This is a genomic window from Dictyobacter formicarum (assembly GCF_016587435.1).
This window is the reverse complement of the sequence record NZ_BNJJ01000003.1, coordinates 244,354-261,346: the sequence shown is the minus strand read 5'-3', so window position 1 is coordinate 261,346 and position 16,993 is coordinate 244,354. Positions and strand designations below refer to the sequence as shown.

The 16,993-nt window shown below is 52.0% G+C and carries 16 protein-coding genes, 1 tRNA gene and 1 pseudogene; 5 read left to right on the top strand and 13 right to left on the bottom strand.

The features are described 5' to 3' along the window. Positions 1–9: 9 nt before the first annotated feature. The 5 genes from ftsZ to dgoD form a co-directional block, all read right to left on the bottom strand. Positions 10–1,584, bottom strand: coding sequence for a cell division protein FtsZ (gene ftsZ, locus JMI88_RS06255; RefSeq protein ID WP_201360939.1), 1,575 nt, complete (start codon positions 1,582–1,584; stop codon positions 10–12). A gap of 439 nt (positions 1,585–2,023) precedes the next feature. After that, entirely contained in the window at positions 2,024–2,149 is a 126-nt protein-coding gene (locus JMI88_RS40045; RefSeq protein WP_268905969.1) for a hypothetical protein, read from the bottom strand. A gap of 102 nt (positions 2,150–2,251) precedes the next feature. Continuing rightward, positions 2,252–2,689 (bottom strand): response regulator, encoded by a 438-nt coding sequence (locus JMI88_RS06250; protein ID WP_201360938.1) that lies wholly within the window; start codon positions 2,687–2,689, stop codon positions 2,252–2,254. Positions 2,690–2,852: 163 nt separating this feature from the next. Continuing rightward, the gene (locus tag JMI88_RS06245; protein ID WP_201360937.1) at positions 2,853–3,440 is read right to left on the bottom strand and encodes an LOG family protein; all 588 of its coding nucleotides are present in this window, start codon (positions 3,438–3,440) and stop codon (positions 2,853–2,855) included. Between the two features lie 195 nt (positions 3,441–3,635). Continuing rightward, positions 3,636–4,784, bottom strand: coding sequence for a galactonate dehydratase (dgoD, locus tag JMI88_RS06240; RefSeq protein ID WP_201360936.1), 1,149 nt, complete (start codon positions 4,782–4,784; stop codon positions 3,636–3,638). A 411-nt stretch (positions 4,785–5,195) separates the two neighbouring features. Between dgoD and JMI88_RS06235 the strand changes: the two genes are divergently transcribed. The 3 genes from JMI88_RS06235 to JMI88_RS06225 all read left to right on the top strand — a co-directional run bounded on the left by JMI88_RS06235 (position 5,196) and on the right by JMI88_RS06225 (position 7,516). Next, entirely contained in the window at positions 5,196–5,867 is a 672-nt protein-coding gene (locus JMI88_RS06235) for an HAD family hydrolase (protein ID WP_201360935.1), read from the top strand. A 120-nt stretch (positions 5,868–5,987) separates the two neighbouring features. Next, positions 5,988–6,782 (top strand): PhzF family phenazine biosynthesis protein, encoded by a 795-nt coding sequence (locus tag JMI88_RS06230; protein WP_201360934.1) that lies wholly within the window; start codon positions 5,988–5,990, stop codon positions 6,780–6,782. Between the two features lie 660 nt (positions 6,783–7,442). Next, positions 7,443–7,516, top strand: a tRNA-Arg gene (locus tag JMI88_RS06225). A 159-nt stretch (positions 7,517–7,675) separates the two neighbouring features. Here JMI88_RS06225 and JMI88_RS06220 read toward each other — a convergent pair. From JMI88_RS06220 to JMI88_RS06210, 3 genes are read right to left on the bottom strand one after another with little or no spacing between them, the layout of a single operon-like run. Then, positions 7,676–8,665, bottom strand: a complete 990-nt coding sequence (locus JMI88_RS06220) for a tyrosine-type recombinase/integrase (RefSeq protein WP_201360933.1) — start codon at positions 8,663–8,665, stop codon at positions 7,676–7,678. Between the two features lie 10 nt (positions 8,666–8,675). Next, positions 8,676–10,592 carry a hypothetical protein gene (locus JMI88_RS06215; RefSeq protein WP_201360932.1) on the bottom strand — a complete coding sequence of 639 codons (1,917 nt, stop codon included), beginning with the start codon at positions 10,590–10,592 and terminating at the stop codon, positions 8,676–8,678. After that, complete coding sequence (locus tag JMI88_RS06210) at positions 10,589–10,825, bottom strand: hypothetical protein (protein ID WP_201360931.1); 237 nt, start codon at positions 10,823–10,825, stop codon at positions 10,589–10,591. The genes JMI88_RS06215 and JMI88_RS06210 overlap by 4 nt, the downstream gene beginning before the upstream one ends. A gap of 170 nt (positions 10,826–10,995) precedes the next feature. On the opposite strand from JMI88_RS06210, the gene JMI88_RS06205 reads away from it, so the two are divergent. Continuing rightward, positions 10,996–11,223 carry a hypothetical protein gene (locus tag JMI88_RS06205; protein WP_201360930.1) on the top strand — a complete coding sequence of 76 codons (228 nt, stop codon included), beginning with the start codon at positions 10,996–10,998 and terminating at the stop codon, positions 11,221–11,223. 434 nt (positions 11,224–11,657) lie between these two features. Here JMI88_RS06205 and JMI88_RS06200 read toward each other — a convergent pair whose 3' ends face one another. The 3 genes from JMI88_RS06200 to JMI88_RS06190 form a co-directional block, all read right to left on the bottom strand. Then, complete coding sequence (locus JMI88_RS06200; protein ID WP_201360929.1) at positions 11,658–12,767, bottom strand: ATP synthase subunit B family protein; 1,110 nt, start codon at positions 12,765–12,767, stop codon at positions 11,658–11,660. 69 nt (positions 12,768–12,836) lie between these two features. Further along, the gene (locus JMI88_RS06195; RefSeq protein ID WP_201360928.1) at positions 12,837–13,238 is read right to left on the bottom strand and encodes a hypothetical protein; all 402 of its coding nucleotides are present in this window, start codon (positions 13,236–13,238) and stop codon (positions 12,837–12,839) included. Positions 13,239–13,442: 204 nt separating this feature from the next. Continuing rightward, positions 13,443–13,949 carry a lytic transglycosylase domain-containing protein gene (locus JMI88_RS06190; RefSeq protein WP_201360927.1) on the bottom strand — a complete coding sequence of 169 codons (507 nt, stop codon included), beginning with the start codon at positions 13,947–13,949 and terminating at the stop codon, positions 13,443–13,445. Positions 13,950–14,317: 368 nt separating this feature from the next. Here JMI88_RS06190 and JMI88_RS06185 point away from each other — a divergent pair, with 368 nt between their 5' ends. After that, entirely contained in the window at positions 14,318–15,205 is an 888-nt protein-coding gene (locus JMI88_RS06185) for a hypothetical protein (RefSeq protein ID WP_201360926.1), read from the top strand. Positions 15,206–15,391: 186 nt separating this feature from the next. Here JMI88_RS06185 and JMI88_RS06175 read toward each other — a convergent pair. Both JMI88_RS06175 and JMI88_RS40595 read right to left on the bottom strand, forming a co-directional pair. Further along, a pseudogene (locus tag JMI88_RS06175) lies at positions 15,392–16,364 on the bottom strand (tyrosine-type recombinase/integrase). A 92-nt stretch (positions 16,365–16,456) separates the two neighbouring features. Then, a complete protein-coding gene (locus JMI88_RS40595) occupies positions 16,457–16,744 on the bottom strand; it encodes a helix-turn-helix transcriptional regulator (RefSeq protein WP_201360924.1) in 288 nt (95 codons plus the stop codon). Between the last annotated feature and the right edge of the window lie 249 nt (positions 16,745–16,993).

Below are 16,993 nucleotides of genomic sequence, written 5' to 3'. Positions count from 1 at the left end.
TCTGCTGGTTTATTCTTCGTAGCGCTTGATAAACGGTGGTGGTTCGATCGCGCCATCGTTGTCCACAGTAGGACGATAGCGCGGCCTGCCCTCCTGTCTATTTCCCATCTCACGGATGCCACGCAGGTCATTCAGACTTCGCTGCTGCCGTCCATGCTGGGGTGGATTCGTGGGGTGTAGTGATGGTGGCATGCGGGTCGGTGGTGGAGCTACCGGTTGGTCTGGAGGCTGAACTGGTGGTGCCGTACGTGGTAGTCCGGGAAAGCTAGATGTTTGCCATGGCCGGTCCGCGCTCTGATTGGAGTAGGTCGGAGCAGTAGTTGGCCTGTTGATCGGCGGCATGCCTGAAGTAGGAATGCGGGAGGATGAGGTCTGATGATTGCGTAATGCATGTGCGCGCGTCCCTCGCAACTCTTCCATGCCAGCTGCGATCAGGGTGACCCGAATAGTATCATTGAGTGTGGGATCAATTACGGCACCAAAGATAATATCTGCTGCATCATCGATCGAGGCACCGATGCGTTCCGCCACTTCATTGACCTCAAATAGGGTCATATCTTCGCCACCGCTAATATTGAATAATACGCGTTTAGCACCGCGGATCGTGACATTCAAGAAGCCGCCGGCGATTGCTTCCTCGGCTGCGATCTGGGCCCGATTACGCCCCGTTCCCTGACCAATACTCATCAATGCCGTACCGGCCTCCCGCAATACGCTGCGCACGTCAGCGAAATCGACATTGACCATACCCGGAACATTAATGACTTCGGCAATGCCCTGGACGCCCTGGCGCAATACGTCGTCCGCCACCTTAAAGGCATCGGCCAGGTTACGATCGCGGGCCACCGTATTGAGCAAACGATCATTGGGAATAGTAATCAGCGCATCGATCTCGGCACTCAACTCGGCCAGACCCTGTTCTGCAATGCGTCTACGGCGCGAACCCTCAAAGGTAAAAGGCAATGTGACGATACCTACGGTTAGCGCCCCCATCTGCTTGGCAATCGATGCTACCACTGGAGCTGCCCCCGTTCCCGTTCCACCGCCCATGCCAGCCGCAATAAAGACCAGGTCCGCCTTGCCCAGAGCCTCACGAATCTCGGTGCTACTCTCCATTGCCGCACGCATGCCCACTGCAGCATTGCCTCCGGCACCCAGACCTTTGGTGTGGTTCTGGCCCAGGCAGATCCGGTTGGGCGCCTCGCACAGAGCCAGTACCTGAGCATCTGTATTCATGGCCACAAAGCGCACGCCCCGCACATGGGTATGGATCATTCGATTAATCGCATTCATGCCGCCGCCGCCGACGCCGACCACGACAATATCCACATTATGGGGAGCCTCTTCGGGAGCCTCGAAATCAAAGGGGGACTGGGGAGAAAGGGAATCGCCATCAGTGTAGCGTTGATTCCAATTAGCTTGAGCAGGATCAGCCTCTCCGGGCACTCCCTCAGCCACTTCGTGACGAAGAATCGCCCACTGATTTTCTTGTCCTTCATACACGTCTGGCGTCTGTCTGGCCTTGTCTCTCCGCGCTTCCGAGGCCATGTTACGTTTGTATGCATCATCTGACATTGGTTGCATGCACACCCCCATTTCCTCTCATCGAAACAAACGGTGCTATCTCTCTAGCAGAGCATAGGGTGCCGTCTTTCTTCTCAGTTTTTTCTTCGAGGCTGGTCAGGTTCAGGCCTGCATTTTTCCGTTCCCCAAACAGCAAAAAATATGCGCCTGGATTCTACTGGTGATCTGTTTGAGGACATAATACAGGCCCCGCCTTTGAGCGGGGGCACCTGACGTAATAAAAGCATTCCATCCGCATTGTAACAAGAGTGTCAAGTATATATTGGGGAGTATACTCATGCCACTATGGGCGCCTGCCTCTTATATAGAATAACGAATCAAAGCGGAAAAAGTGATATCATTATCACACTTTTATGCAGCAAAAAGCTCTGATGAACAGAGCGTACGTAGATAAATCAAGGAAGCGCACATATCTAATTCATCAGAGCTAAAAAGAAATCTATTCTTTTCTAAGTGAGAGCGAACCACCAGCTTTTGCAGCTTTCTTCTCACGTTGAGCTTCTTTTTTCTGCTTATTTGATTTAGGAGCTGCTTTTTGCACCTTCTTCTGTTCTTTGTTCGCCACGATAAGTACCCTCCTGAACTGTATTGTCTGAACCATAGGCACAACCTATGGAATATTCTTATTGTATCAAAATCTACAGATGAGGTGTTAGGGCAGCAAGTTTTACTGATAATTATACTGTTCTTGCAGCCGTTTTTCCTCAAATGTAGCCAGAGCATGGGTGATCATACGAATGACGCTACCAATATCCATTGGCTTGCGAATTTGATAGATGCCGCGTTGTTCTAACTCTTTTACCGGTAATGTTGCGCTCATCATAATCGCGGGCACTCCGCGAGTCTCGTCTATTTGCTGAAGACGATCATAAAGTTCCAAACCGTTTAATTTAGGCAGGCGATAATCCAGCAGCATCAAACAGGGCCGAATATGAGGAGTCTGTTCTAATGCTGTCTGCCCATTATCAATCACTGTTGTATGGTAAGGGGTCTCCTCTTCAATCAACTGCTGCAGAAATTGAGCAATATCTGCATCATCTTCAACAATTAAAATTGTCGTGTTCCGTGGGCCAAGTGCCGCTGGCGGAATGACTTCTCGTGGCATGATGAACTCCTTTTCCGCATGCGATAGTTAAGATGCGAATATAATGCTATACTTTAATGTAACGGTTATCGGGCAAAATTAGTGACGTGCAAAAGGCGCATTCGCGATAAATTGTTAGCACCTTTCTTATTCCTATTCTACACTCTACACTCTACTGTCTTAACTAACGCTGTGGTGGAAGCTCCGTCCATTTCGACTGCAGCGGCGGCGGTGTATAGGATGCCAGGGCATCCAGTAATGCCGCAGGGGTCTGATAATGGAGCAGAAGCTGGGTATGAAATGGATTAATAAAGCCTTCTTGTGATGCATGTTCTATTAACGCGAGCAAAGGCAAAAAAAATTGCGCTACATCCAGCAATCCAATTGGCTTAGTATGAATGCCAATCTGGGCCCAGGTTGTGATCTCAAAGAGCTCGTCAAAGGTCCCAAAGCCGCCGGGGAGGGCAATAAAAGCGTCCGCGAGATCAGCCATCAATGCCTTTCGCTCATGCATACTATTTACAGTATATAATTTGGTTAAATATTCATGGGCAACTTCACGCTGAAAAAGTCCTCTTGGCATGACTCCAATGACTTCGCCGTCGGCTGCCAACGTGGCGTCTGCAATAGCGCCCATCAGGCCGAGGCGTCCTCCACCATAAACCAGGCCTATGCCACGGTTGGCTAGTTCCTGTCCAAGTTCACGTGCTGCCTGAACAAACTCGGGTCGCACACCCGGATTTGATCCCGCGAAAACACAGATTCGACTCATTCAGACATCCTTTTTATAGGCAGTATAGAAACATAATATAGGCCTCTTATTGTACTGTATCTCTACCCAATCTGAAAGTTATGTGGACTAATGGACGTGGTTACCACTTTTCAGTATTGATTGGATGGTCCCTGTAATTGTGTCAGGAGGCAAGCGGCAGAGGCAAGGCTGTTATTGCCTGCCTCTGGACTGCGATTACCATTCCGTGACAGAACCATCAATATTGCGCCAGACGGGATTGTGCCACTGGTGGCCGGCTCTGGCCGCCTCGCGTACTTTGGCCTCATTGATCTCGACACCCAATCCTGGTTTGGTCGGCCTGGCCACGAAACCATCTTCATATTTGAAGACAGATGGATCGACTAGGTAATCCAGCAGATCAGTATGCTGATTATAATGGATCTCCAGGGATTGCTCCTGGATAAAAGCATTGGGAGTACAGAAATCAAGTTGTAACGAAGATGCGAGAGTCAGTGGTCCCAAGGGACAATGCGGGGCCACTGCGACATCAAACGCTTCGGCCATCGCCGCGATCTTGCGTCCTTCCCAGATGCCGCCCGTATGACTTAAGTCGGGCTGGATGATATCCACGGTCCCGCTGGTCAGTAGCGACTTAAAGCCCCAGCGCGTATAGAGACGCTCACCAGTCGCGATGGGGGTACTGGTATGTCTGGTCAACTCGATCAGGGCCTCATTGTTTTCTGGCAAGACTGGCTCTTCAATAAACAAGAGTTTGTACTGATCTAATTCTTTAGCCAGCACTTTGGCCATACCGCGATGGACCCGTCCATGGAAATCGACGGCCAACCCGATGCCATTGCCAACCGCTTCGCGAACCGCCGCAATGCGCTCAACCGCCTCCTGTACTTTCAGTGCTGAATCGATCCACTCAAAGTCGGCTGTCGCATTCATTTTCAGCGCCGTATAGCCAGCCGCCACCCGTTGTTTAGCATGCTCAGCCGCCTCAGCGGCCTTATCGCCGCCGATCCAGGAATAGACACGCATCTTATCACGCACAGCCCCGCCCAGCAGATCATAGACCGGCACACCAAGGCTCTTCCCTTTGATATCCCAGAGAGCCTGATCAATACCCGAAATAGCGCTGGTCAGGACCGGTCCGCCGCGATAAAAGCCACTGCGATAGAGGGTTTGCCAGATATCTTCAATGTGCGAGGCGTCTTGCCCGATCAGATAATCGCCCATCTCGGTGACTGCGCTTTTCACCGTATCGGCGCGTCCCTCCACTACCGGCTCGCCCCAGCCCTCCACACCATCATCGGTCGTAATTTTCAAAAAGAGCCAGCGCGGCGGTACCTTAAATAATTCCAGTTTGGCAATTTTCATTGGTCTGTTGTGCAACATCTATTCATCGTAGATAATAGGGCTAAATAGATATGCACAAACTCCTTTCCTTTACCTGCACCCTATCAGCGTCATGCTGATAACAGGATAGCAGTAATGATGGACATCTTCCACTGTCCGTATGTACTATCTATGTCTGCAATTGTATTGCACGGATAGTTTGAGTATAAAATGTGCTTGAGGTAAATTCAAGCTGATGGAATGGACAGCTTTCCCATAAATTGCGCGTGATCTATGGTCTGGTTGAATGCAAAGCCCTTGCTGTGCAAGCAGACTGGAGGCCCAAATAGGCGCTAATAGGTCCATAACTCTGATCATTAATTGTGATATGATGAGAATAAATTTGAATGTTTTGCTAAAAAATAGAAGTACAGAGAAACGAAAGGTTGTTGAATGATAACCGCACTGGTCTTTGATTTTGATGGACTTATACTTGATACCGAAATTTCCGCCTATCAATCCTGGCAAGAAATATATAACGAATATCAGCAGTGTCTTCCACTAGAAAAATGGGCCGCCTGCATTGGCAGTGGGCCGGAAGCCTTTGATCCCCACGACTATCTTGAAACGCTCACAGGACAAACCATTGTGCGCGACTCGCTCGCCGAGCGACGTTTACGGCGTCACCTTGAGCTCATCGAAACGCAGTTTGCCCTACCAGGAGTCGAGCAATATATCGAAGATGCTCGCCGACTGGACGTAAAGATTGCCGTCGCCTCAAGTTCACCACGGGCGTGGGTCGTAGACCACCTCACCCGCCTCGGCCTGCATAACAAGTTCGACGCCATGAAATTCGGAGACGAAGTGACGCACCGCAAGCCTCATCCAGAGCTCTATCTTTCCGCCCTGGAACTCCTTGGGGCCCGACCTGATCAGGCCATTGCTCTTGAAGACTCTCCCAATGGAGTGCGTGCTGCTCAGAATGCTGGTATCTTCTGCGTCGCCATTCCTAACCCTATTACCGGCCAACTTCCCCTGGATCACGCGGACTTGCGCCTCACCTCGCTGGCCGCCATGCCGTTGGAGCAGCTCATACAACAGGTCGGCTCCAGACAAAAAGTGTAGCCTACCAGCATTCAAGCATGCGGTTTCTAGATTACAAGAGGAAGCAGCACGCAAGTGGTCAGGACAGCGAAGCCAGTGCTATGATGCCATTAGCTTATAATTATAATAGGAGGAAGGGAGATGGAACAAACGATCATCCAGGTAGATGCCTTTACAGACGAGCCCTTTAGAGGCAATCCGGCCGCAGTGTGTGTGCTGTCCGAGCCACGTGATGCCCAATGGATGCAGCAGGTCGCAGCCGAAATGAATCTGTCGGAGACAGCCTTTCTCCTACGGCAGGGCGAAGGCTTTCAACTAAGCTGGTTTACGCCAGCCGTAGAGGTCGAATTGTGTGGACATGCTACCCTGGCCAGTGCGCACGTACTGTGGCAAGAAGGCTACCTGGCACCCGATGCCGAAGCCCGCTTTTCAACCCTGAGTGGCATATTGACCGCCAGGCGCAACGCTGAATGGATTGAGCTTAACTTCCCAGCGGATCCACCGCAGCCTACTACCCCACCCGCAGCTCTCTTAGACGCGCTGGGCGTGCCCGCCACTGCGGTTGAAATGGGAAAGTTTGACTACATCGTCGAAGTAGAAAACGAGCAACAAGTCAGAGGTCTTACTCCCAACCTCGCTCTATTACAAGAAATACCGGTGCGTGGCATCATCGTCACCAGCCGGGCCAATCCAGACACTGGCTACGACTTTGTCTCTCGCTTCTTCGGTCCGCGTGTCGGCATCAACGAAGATCCCGTCACTGGATCGGCGCACTGTGCCCTGGCCCCCTACTGGAGCCAGCGACTGCAGCGCTCCACCCTCATCGGCTACCAGGCCTCCAGGCGCGGTGGCCTGGTGCGCGTTCAGCTTCAAGGCGACCGCGTCATCCTGGGAGGACAGGCCGTCACAGTATTGAAAGGCATTTTGATCGAGTAACAATGACACATGCATAGCGACACGAAAGAACCCTGCAGCAAGCAGCTGCAGATTCTTTCGTGTCACGCATACAAAGAAAAATTTATTTTAAAACGTAAGAAATCTCACCTGAAAGCGTATAGCAAATCGCCTCGCTATTCGGGAAGTACACCTTAAAGGCATCCTCAACGATACGTCCATGTTTATCTGTGCTCGGTTCTTCATGAACATAATGACAAATGGTAGCTTCACACCCGCTGACTTCACCCTCATAACGACGAATTAATTTTAAGGCACTTGAAGTAATAGTCGTGCAATACAGTATTTTCATATTTCTGTGAACCTCGCAATTACCGGAGTACCGTACCGGCCCGGGATAACGCATCCCCTCACTAAAATCAATGATATATTGTCTCAATTAAAAACGTTAACAATAGAAAAAATGACCATCGCATTCAACATTGAAATAGGGTCTTTTACCAAGAGGGGAACCTGGCAGTGCGCAACGCTGTTGCAAGAATATTACCATGGGCATCGACAAATTACGATCTTCAACCATATCAACGCACGAAAATAGGACTATAGTCCTGGTGAAAGGCGGAAATGCTGAGCTAACCTGCCCTATGAATTGAGCGCTAACCTATTGACAGCCACATAAAGTTATGCTAAATTGATGATGTTGCGCCCATAGCTCAGCGGATTAGAGCATCGGTCTTCGGAACCGAGTGTCGGGGGTTCGAATCCCTCTGGGCGCGTTAAACATATCTAAGCCACTAAACCAGCCCCACAAGCCAAAAAAGCCCCAAAGCCCTACTACAGAATAGCAGAACTTCAGAGCCATTTTTAGCCAATTCTTAGTGTCGGACACCCTGTTTTTCCGACATGAATTGCTGTCAAAATGCCAGCGGTTGCTGTCAGCTAGGCCGATCCTTGCCACGCCTTTTTTTATTCTTGCCCAGGAGATCAAGCGCATTCACTGGTGAGAACTTGCCTTGTTCCTGGCGAGCGGCCCGTAACTTGAAATCTTTAAGGTATTCTTCTGTGACCTCGACACTGCTATGCCCCATGAGACGCGAGAGCTTATAGATTTCGCCGCCTTGTTCCAGGTACATCCGAGCGAAGGTATGGCGGAAGGTGTGAGCAGAAACCCGTACACCAGTGATGCCAGCCTTATTTTTAACATCTACGAGAAGCTGTTCTACACCGTTAGGTGTGACCGGCTGACCATAACGATTGATGAAGATGCGCTGTTCGTTCTCATCCGCAGGTTTACGATAATGATTGACATACTTCCAAAGCTGTTTTGCCACCTGGGGAGAGATGCCGACCTCTCGTTCCTTTTTGCCCTTGCCAAAGACTCTAATGTGATCCTCAAACACATCTTGCGTCTCCAGGCCGCAAAGCTCAGAAACACGTATGCCAGTTTCGAGCAGAACTAAAATGATGGTGTAGTCGCGATAGCCCAATGTAGTAGAAAGATCGCATACGTCGAGCATCAATCTGATATGCTCAGGTGTAAAAGTTGGTATCATATAGTCGGGAACTGAAGGGAGCTTGAGCCGCTTAGAGGGGTCTTTTTCTATTAACTCCTCTTCCAGGCACCAGGAGAAAAAGCCCTTGATCACCTGCACATATCCCTTTATGGTGAGGGCAGATATTTTTACGGGATTGCCGCCATTCCCTTTATTGACCGCCCTACGTCCTGCAGGTTCAGACTGGAGGTACAAGACGAACGAGCGTAAGTGAACAATCGTGACCCGTTCTAAGTGCTGAGTATCTTCTTCCTCATCCAGCCATTTAGCAAAGCTATTCAGCTTTTGTTCATACCAAATGATAGTTTTCCCGCTACGCCCACGGGTACGGCAGTCGATAATGTATCCCTCAATAGCTTTTGTAATTTTCATAAAGCACCTCCTATGCAATATCAGTGACATCATAGCCAGAGCCAATGCTGTTATTTTTCTGCTGCTGTTTGCGTGGAGAGCGCAATTCATCGAAGACGGTGTTGATCTCGGACCAGTCGGACGGAGCCAGGTCGACGCCGTAGTATTTCCGCTCCTCTTCCAGCTGAAGCGCCGTAACAAAGCCATAGGCCAGGCGCTTCTTCCAGACCTCTTCACAGTAGACCCGTTCCTTTTTCTTGTCGTAGTCCTGGATCTTGCGCAGCACCCACAGGGCATCCGAATAGAGATCGGGTTGTCGGACCCGCTGACCGGAAATGCTGCTGATCTCGCCGATCTCATCGGGCGGAGCCAGGGCGACCGCCGAGCGAAATGCCCCGGCCAGCAGAGCAATAAGGCTGTCCAGTTTTGCCATGCGCCGATCTCGCTTAACCAAAGTGGTCCGCACTTCTTCAAAGGACCTGGGTGAAAGGTGGTTGACCAGTTCGGCCCGCTGATCAGGAGAGAGCCCGGCCAGGGCAGAGCGCGCCAGATCGCGAAGCACCTCCACCGACACATCACGTAGACTTTCTTCCAGGCCCGCATATTGTTTACTCACTTCCGCCATGCGAAGCTTGTCCGGCAGTTCAATGATGTAGGAGAGGAAGGCCACCGAGAGCAGACAGCGCGACCAGGTCGCGGGACATTCATCAGAGCGCACCAGCTGGAGCAGATCCTCATCCGACCAGAAGAATACCTGCTGCAGTTCGTCATCCAGGCGGATGTATTCGGCCTGTTTGATCACCTGCAGGGGCTTCTCCTGAATGACCTGCTGGAGACGGTTTTCTTGTTCCCCGATTGGATCAGCAGTGCAGGTGTCCTGCTGGACGCTGTAGGCCTGCTGGACCAGTTCCCATACCGGATGTGTCGGCAGCCGGGAGGTGTTCGAATCGCTGGACTGTTCGAGATCCACAAAGCGGAGCCACTCTTCCGTGGCATATTTCCAGAGCGCCTCAAACATGGCGATCACCGAGAACGCCTCATTGAGATCGTATTTGTTGAAGAAGGCCCGCTTAAATCGGAACTCCAATCGCCATATCTCGGAGCGGCGATTCCAGCCATTCGAGATCCAGATCGGTTCAAACCACTGTTTTTGATGCTTCTTGATTTCTAGTGTCTTGTTGTAAATTTGGGCCGAGATGTCCGAGGCATGAGAGCCGAAGTCCAGTGTGGCAATACGGCGGTGTGTCGTGCGCAGCGCGGGCTGCAGCAGCAACTCCTGTTCGAGTGCGTGCTTGTCCTGTTCAATCTGCTCTTGCAGCTTGGCGTAGTCCCGCTCAGAGAGGCCGCCCTCTTGCTCCTCATTGGTTGGAGGGAGCGGCCGGTCACTGATGTTGGTGACGCGAGAGACGAAGGGAAATCGGTCAGGATCATGGATGCACAGCGTTGAGAAGTCGAAGCCCTGCAGGTCTATGCACAAGTGCACTTCCGATGCCTGCTGATGGAACATTTCGCCAATGAACTCATGCAGCATTGCCTCAGCCGCCACGATGGACTGTTCCGGCCCGATCATGTGGAGCAGATGCGAGGAGAAGCGCGCCTGGCAGAACACGTTCCCCTTGAGTGTGCCATAGGACATGTTGATCTTGATATCATCGGAGTAGAGCAGCCAGGACCAGGGACTTGACCCATGTTCACGTATCATCAAGGTTTGGCTGTAGGTCTGCTCACCCGCCCAATAGGTGAAGGTCAGTGAGGTCGGTATATGCACGTGTTCTTTGCGGGCGGTCTTCTGCCAGTCATCCAGCTGGTTCGCGATATGGTCAGGGAGAGGCTGACCATTGGGGCGGCCATCCGATCCTACAAACTTAAAGTTCACAAAGAAGGTGTCAGGGCCACGGTTGACCACCTTCAACTCAACCGGAGACACCAGGAGCATCTCGTCATTCATTGTGACATCTCCTGTTCTTCTGTTTCCTCATCCAGCACGAGCGAAAGGCCATCGGACCATCGGGTAATAACACCACCAGGCGCGGCTACTGCCACATAGGAGGCATGTTTCAACCGACAGCGATGCATCAGATTGAGCGCAGCCAACAAGGGAGAAGATGCTTCAACCTCGTCAACTATCGGGAATTCAAAGGACGGCCAGAACCGCCAGAGGGCTACATCATACATGCTCATAGGCACACCTCCAGAAGAGAAGAAAGAGAACAAGAGCAGGTATTTTGCACCCCACGTGTTACCCCACGTGTTACTGGTTTCGTGGGGTGCAGTTTGTCTCCAGACACAACAATATAGAGGAAAGCTACGTATATGAGGAAGGCATAAAACTTATCGGTGAGGAGCATAAAATGCAACGGAAGCAGCGAGCGGCCCACTATCGGGCTGTCATGATCAGCGAATTGTTTATTATATTGGTGGCTATTTATGGCACTTGGGAACAATTGACCTTTGTGAAAAAGCCATTGGAGACTTGGGCTTTCTGGGCAACCATAGTGGTGGGCATGTTCGCATTTGCAGCATCTTTGTGGGCTCTTATGGCTTACGTGCGCGCTAGAAAACATGAGCAATTGAGCTGAGATACCTCGTGTGATTTCGTTGCGGCTAGCGTCTCCACCCACTCCGCAATGTGCTACGCATTCCATGCCGAGGCGAGAGGATATACTGAGGGACGTATGAGATACCCTCTCGCCTCGCCATTCCAAGCCTAGCACATGCTTCGGGGTAGAACGCTTGCTTCGCACCGCCGCAGGGCGGGCGTGATCGTCGCCGAGGGTTGGGGTACGTGCCTCGGCTCCTGGATGCCTGAGGGCTGTTTCGGCGTCCGTTTCGTGGGCCGTCGTAGTGGTCGTGAAAACGATGGTGTTGGGTGATCGATCAGCCATAGACGAACTCCTTTCTGTTCTGTGTCGGATGAGGGGAGAAGGCCCGGAACACGGGAGCGATGGGCGCACCTCATGAACCGGGCGGTTGGCGCGTGGCGCTAAAAGATTCAAGAGAAAAGAGAGAACAGTTATTGATCGAGTCGACGCATACGGGAACGGGTTGGCTCGCTGAGTTCGGGCGTGTTGGGTGCGCGCCGATGCGTGAGAATATCTTTAAAGACCTGGCGCTTCAATTCGGCGAGAAATTCGGCGTCCTCCTTTTCCTGCTGGACTTTGATCTGCAGCAGCAGAATATCCGCTTCTGCTTTGGCCTCGATGGTTTTGCGCTCGCCTTCGGCTTGCGCGATCTCGCGATAGATCGCGCCCTTTTCGCGCTCGCCGCGGGCGATCAGCTTGAGGGCGCTGCCGTCCACTTTGGCGAGGAAGAAAGCGGTCGAGGCGTCACCCAGGATGAAACCGGCGACACGCGAGGCGATGAACACATAGAGAATCGTCATGTTAGCGTCGTGACTTTGGCCGATCACATGCAGCAGAAAGGCCGTCTGGCTGATGATATTGATCAGCGCGAAGACCAACCACATGCCCGTTCCTAACCAGACCTCGCCCTCTTCACGCTTGGAGACAATGCCTCCGGACTCGCGCTTTTCCTCCAGATCGCGCCGCTTGATGGCAACGCCGAAGGTGACAAACATCATGGCCAGGTCGATGAAGAGCGCACCACCGGCAATCACATAATCGGCCGTGTCACCAGCTGGCACCAGGCGTGTCAGCACATAAGCCACCTCTGACGTGGTCAGAGCCACAAAGGCAATCGGCCCCAGGAAGAGCCAGAACTTGAGGAGGAAGAGCATAAACCGCTCATGGGCGGGACGACCGAACTTGGACCCCTCGACCAGGTTCATACGCCGGATGCGCAGCTGTTCAGGTGTCATCAGCGAGGTATTCAAGCGCGGGCTGACTGCTGGTTGTGTCTCAATGGAATAATCCGCAGGCAGCGCCTCAGTACTAGTTGGGGGAGCCGCCGGACGAGGAGTGCGCGGAACCGCAGCCCCGGCTCCTGGGTCCTCGTCATTGGTAAAGGCCGAGCGCAGCCGACCGAAGAAGCCTGGCCGAGGTGTGCGCTGCTGACGTGACGTATTGATCGCGTGTCCCAGGCCCTCGGTATACGCAGCAGCCGGATTCTCTTGGACCAGGTCAGCAAACTCTTGCGTATCGGTGTAGTTCTGTGCGTCTTCCATGGGGTGTATCCTTTCTGCTCAGAGAGCGAAGAGAGCGGTTATCCCACCAGGGACAACCGCAACAACATGCTATTCGTCGTCGTCTTCGGGAAGGCCGAGGTCACGTAAATTGGTGACCTGGGTGCGGATCTGCAGAATGGTCTGCTTGTCGCCGGAGTTCTTGTCCTCGATCTCGCGTTCACCGGCGGTCTGGCTGACAAAGGTGACTTTGACCTTGTGACCAGCCAACTCTTTTTTGAGGGTGTGAATCTCGATATCGCGCCCTTTGTCATCCTTCCCCGGTTTCGATTCGACCAGGTCCTTATACTGGCGGTCATTGCTACGCAGCTGGCAGGAGTAGACGCGACCATAGCGAGGATCAGTAATTTCCATGGAGAGGAAATGCCACTGCTCACCAGCGCGGGAGCCTTTTTCAATGGTCCCACCAACGGGACGAATGCCATTCACGATACCTGTTAATACTAGAGCCATAGAGCACCTCTTCTTTCTGTTATTTGCTTGATTGTTTCTGCACACGTTTTTTAACCGGACCGCAGTTTTGACAATAGACGCGACGGTGAACCGTCAGAGCACAGGAGCCGCAGAGCGGAGCTTCACACCTGCAACATTGCTGATAAGCCAGTCCGCCACAATGGATGCAGAGATGTGTATACGTGCCACGCGAAGCACGAAACGTCATGAGTGCGTCTCCCGTTGTCCAGCTAGAATGACAGCGATATAATGTTGAGTTTCCGCAGGGAGGCAACGTTGCCACTGTGATCGACACTGATCAACAGCCGTCTTAACCGCACCAGGGCCAGCATTATAAGCAGCCAGGGCGGCCGCATAATTGCCGTGGTACTGCTTGTTGTAGGTTGCCATGAGACGAGCCGCTCCCTTGAGGGCCTGTTCAGGGTTCCAGGGATCAATGCCAAGAGCACGAGCGGTTGCAGGCATAAACTGTGCAATCCCTTGCGCACCAGCTGGAGAGAGCGCACGAGGATCAAACTTGCTCTCTTGCTCAATCTGTCGCTCAAAGAGATCAGGTGAAATGCCTGCATCCGTCGCCGCTTGGCGAGCCATAGATACATAGGAGGGTATGGACGTTTTCGCACTTGATTGGTGCTGGGCCACTGCCTGAAACGAGGGATACAAAGCAGCAGCGGCCACGATCACCAGCCCGATAAGAAGCAGTTTGCGCATAGGACCTCCTTGCCTCAGCCAGGACCTATGTGCAAGAATGCACAGTGAGGACCTGGTTATTGCTACACTGGCGAAACTAGTTGCTCAACCGTTGGGCTAGGGTCTGCCAACTCTAGCTCAACACTTCTCTACCAAGAAATTCAAACTTTCTGGAAATTCCGTAAAATCCGGAACCCCTGCCAATATAGTACCACGACAAAATCCTGAATGTCAAGATAATCCGTAAAATCCGTAAAAATGGGAAATTCCTAGTGTCGGAAATCCAGATAATTCGGAAATAATGTCGGAACCGTAAAATGTATACATTTCATAAAATGTATACTATACTTAAAATCAGGAAAATCCTTAGAGGCCAAAGGAAGGGTAATATGAAACTTAGTAAAGAATTAGCTGAGCTGTATTATTCAGCTGCAGACGCGAGAAAAGTATTAGGAATAGATGAAGATACCTTCCAATACTGGGGAAAAACGGAGCGTGTAAAGAGAGTCTACCTGCCAGGGAGAAGACACCCTGTCTACTCGAAGCAAGCCATTAACAAGCTAGCAGGTCAAATCGAGGCAACAATGCTGGCGGAGAGGGCGATAGGGCTAGAGTACAGAAAAGCCACCGTTAATGATATGGATGCTGAAGTGGAGCTCGCATGTCTTGTTTTCGGTTCCAGAGCTGGACTTCCCGAAGCTGTAGCACTGAGACGAGCATTCAGGGAAAAGAACCCCGACTCCACCTATCACTTGTATGACGGTGATCACTTGGTCGCGTACATCAACATTTTCCCCTTGGAGCACCAGGCCATAGAGCAATTCAAGGAAGGTACGAGAGGGTGGTTGCTGGGGGCAGAAAACGTAGAAACTTTTGACCCTGGAAAGCCTCTTGAGTGCATCATCATTGACCTGGCTACCACGCCGACAGTTCCCCCGGCCAGGAGGGGCACATACGCTCAAATCCTGCTGGAGAACTTCTCCAGGACCCTCACAAGTTGGGGAGAAAGCGGCATCGAGATAGCCAAAGTTTATGCGGCCAGCAATACCCCATCGGGTATCAGGATAATCAGGCACGCAGGTTTTAGCACGTTCAAGGAAGTGAGCACAGGGCGCTTCACCTTTGAGCTAGACATTGAATCGTCAGAGAACAGGATGCTTCTCGAATACAAGGAAGCCCTGAACGACTGGAAACAGAGGCGACAAACAAGCGTGACGAGCCCGAGCAAAGGCAGAGCGAAAAAACCAAGTAGAACACATGTCGGAGCAGAGGTATAGTTACCGTAAACCCGCCTGAGAGGCGCGTTTAGATCAGTATTGAGCTTCGGAACCGAGTGTCGGGGGTTCGAATCCCTCTGGGCGCGCCTCTAGGAATCCGCCTCTCAGGCGGGTTCTTTTCTTTTGGCCGCGTGCCGGGCCCCTTTTGTCCCCTCGCTTACATCAACCGTGACATCAACAGGGCGGTTAGCGCCCTGTTGCCGTGGTCGCGAAAAAGCTGTTTAAGCGTGTGACTGCCTGCTCCTGCAGGGATGGCAGTACATGCGAATAGGTATCCAGTGTCATACTGATATTGCTGTGCCCCAATAGCTCCTGAACGATCTTTGGATGCACATCCATCGCCAGCAGTAACGTAGCGGCGCTATGCCGTAGATCGTGGAAGCGGATATCCGGTAAGCCCGGCTTTGTTCAAGAGCGGCTTAAATGAGCGCCTCAGAACGTTACCGGCCTCCAATGGATTGCCACGTTGATTGCAAAACACCCAGCCCTGCTCCTTCCAGTCGGCTCCGGCTTTCAGACGAAGCTCATGCTGACGAATCTTATGGTGCTGTAAGGCCTCAAGCGCAAGGTCCGTGAATGAGATGTTGCGCCGGCCCTTGACCGTCTTTGGTTCGCTGACCACAAAACCCATCTTCCCGATGCGGGAGACTGTGCGCCTGACCTGGAGTCGCTTGGTCTCAAAGGAGAGGTCCTCCCATTTGAGTCCCAGCAGCTCACCCTGGCGCATGCCCGTCGTCAATGCCAGGACGTAGAGGGCTTCTAGGGGATCGCCCTGCGTTGTGTGCAAGAAGTGCTTGGCCTGGCCCGCATTGAGGACCTGCATCTCTTTTCTGGGCACGTATGGTGGATCCACCGCGTCGCACACATTGCGTGCAACCAGGCCCCAGCGGAGTGCATCGTGCAATGCCCGATGCAGCACACGGTGTACGTGCTTCACCGTCTGCGGGGCGTATCCCTTTTTAAGCTCCCCGTTGTACAACTTCTGCAAATGCTGAGGCATTAACTGCTGGAGCTTGATGTTGCCCAGGGTTGGAATGATCTGCTGATAGATATATCGTTGATAGCGGATATAGGTCTTTGGACGCAGGCGAGGTTGTGCCGTATCCTGAAGCCACGTCTCCAGAAAAAAGGCAACCGCCTGATCTTTGCTTGCAAGCATGACCCCCTGATCTTTCAAGTTATTTACTTCCCTGATGGCTTTTACCGCCTCTTTCTGTGTTGCAAAGTAGAGATATTTCCTTTTGCCTTGTCCTACTGTGATAGCGGCCGTCCATCGTCCGTCTTTGCGCTGATAGACTGTACCTTCGCCGTTTGCCCGTTTGCCCATAGCGTGTATGTCTCTCTTTTTATTGCTTGTGCTGAATACTCACAGAGATGCGTTTCCTGCTCTTTAATCCACTGCTGGAGGGAGTCGATGGAGATGCGTACGGATCTCCCAAAGCGAATCACTGGAGGCCCTTTCTGCTGTGCGAGCAGTAAATAGAGCTTGGCACGAGAAATGCCGAGGCTCTGGGCTGCTTGTGGAATGGTGATGAGCAATTGCTGGATATTCTGTTCATTTTTCTGCTGCTTGATATGATCCTTTTGTGGCTATGATGATCGTACCGTATCTTTCATGATGTTTTCTCCTCTATCGAGGAACGCGATCTACGCCGATCATACTGCCCTGGGGCTGGTAGCTCTGGTACAGGAGGCAGGTGGAGGTAGGAGTAGTGGAGGCGTAGGAAGAAAATCTATGCAATAGGCCTGCTTCATGGTGCCCCTACCTTTCCCTTCTAGCCACTACAG